Source organism: Shewanella inventionis (assembly GCF_014641855.1).
Classification (GTDB): domain Bacteria; phylum Pseudomonadota; class Gammaproteobacteria; order Enterobacterales; family Shewanellaceae; genus Shewanella; species Shewanella inventionis.
In genome coordinates this window covers 1-1433 of the sequence record NZ_BMII01000100.1, presented here as the reverse complement: position 1 = coordinate 1433, position 1433 = coordinate 1, and the positions used below count along the sequence as shown (strand labels likewise).

Here is a 1433-nt window from a genome sequence, read left to right as displayed (position 1 = left end):
GTAACACCTATCACTTAAGGTGTTTAGAGCGAACAGGGTAGCGAGTTTTATTGATACGAACGGTCCTTGCTTTGGGCCGTTTTCTTTTTTGGGGCAGTATGTAGCGTTTAACTCTCTCCCGCATGGCCCTTAGCTTTCTCGGGATGGAGCCGGGGGAGGCTATCGCACACCACATCAGCTCATCCTGAATATCTCTCAATGCCATCATAAAACTTATACGCAATGGCGATACCTGCGCCTCTCTCGCAATACGACTGATTTCCAGGCGAACCAAATTGTAAGCTATCAATATTCCCCAGATTTCTTGTATTACCCCCTCCACAGACTGACTTCGTAGCAGCACTTCATCTTCGAGCATATTGTGCTTTATCTCTCCGTAGCTGTTCTCTATTTCCCATCGTTCAAAATACACATCCAGTAATGACTGCGTACCATATTCCAGACTCGTTAAGGAGGTGAGAACACCTATGACGTGATTAGGTTGTTCTGGCTTAGGGTACAGGACAAGGCGGGCTTGCCATTTCTCCGGCAAGCTTGGGTCTTGTTTCCGAGCATGGGCTGACACTTTCATTTCCACTAAAAGGTCTCGCCCTTCCTTATCCAGTTGCTCAACCACTTCATATTGCGTGTTGGATTTTATCGGCGTCATCCAGTGACTCGTCGTATGTTGCCGTTGCCAATTAATCATCAACTCGGCACTGAGGTAACAGCGGTCAAAAATCGTCAGGGAGTGAGCGGGGGCTGAAGCGGCCAGCTGTTTGGCATAAGAGACCTCTCCTGTCGAGCTGGGCCCAAAGACAACATCATGTAATAAACGACTTCGCAGCGATGTGAGGGCACATAATCGAACAATCGGGTATTCAGTATGGTGGTTTTCATTGTACTTGATGTATTGGAAGTGCTCTGCAAGACAGGCGGTATCATGGGTGCGGAACTGAGTGCCGTCGACAGAAAGTAAACTCAGTCCAAACCATTTGTCATCGCTATCTTCCTGCTGGGTCCAATGGGCTGCTGTCAGTTTAAAAAGCGCTTCCAAAGGTTGGGCGGTGAGGCGCTTTCTCGCTTGAGGAATAGCACTTGGTGCAACAGAATCCCCTAAGTGGTTGGAAAGCTTGAGGTCTAGTTTATCTAAAACTTCCGTGATGGGTTTATCCCGATACAAGCCAATACCGACAATTAGCCAAACGACAAGTTCGGCGGGTAACTTACGCCGTCTCATGCTGGCTTTATTGGTAGAATCAAGGGCTTGCTCTATCCATTCGAGCGGGAGTTCTTTTTGGAAGAGAGCCAGTGATTCTGGTGCAGCAAACGTATCGACATCAATCAGCCAGTGAGCCAACATAAAAAATACCCTCAGCAATTAGTGTACTGAGGGTATTGTTAACCATCCGTAGGATCGTTCAACTGATCAATGCCTTAACTGATCGGTGTTA

General features: G+C 47.5%; 1 protein-coding gene. It reads right to left on the bottom strand.

Annotated elements, in window-relative coordinates:
* Nucleotides 1–10: 10 nt before the first annotated feature.
* The gene (locus IEW93_RS21730; protein ID WP_043015601.1) at nucleotides 11–1342 is read right to left on the bottom strand and encodes an IS4 family transposase; all 1332 of its coding nucleotides are present in this window, start codon (nucleotides 1340–1342) and stop codon (nucleotides 11–13) included.
* Between the last annotated feature and the right edge of the window lie 91 nt (nucleotides 1343–1433).

Excerpts from the sequence above, each read along its gene's own strand:
- IEW93_RS21730 (WP_043015601.1), bottom strand. The coding sequence starts at position 1,342 with ATGTTGGCTCACTGGCTGATTGATGTCGATACGTTTGCTGCACCAGAA.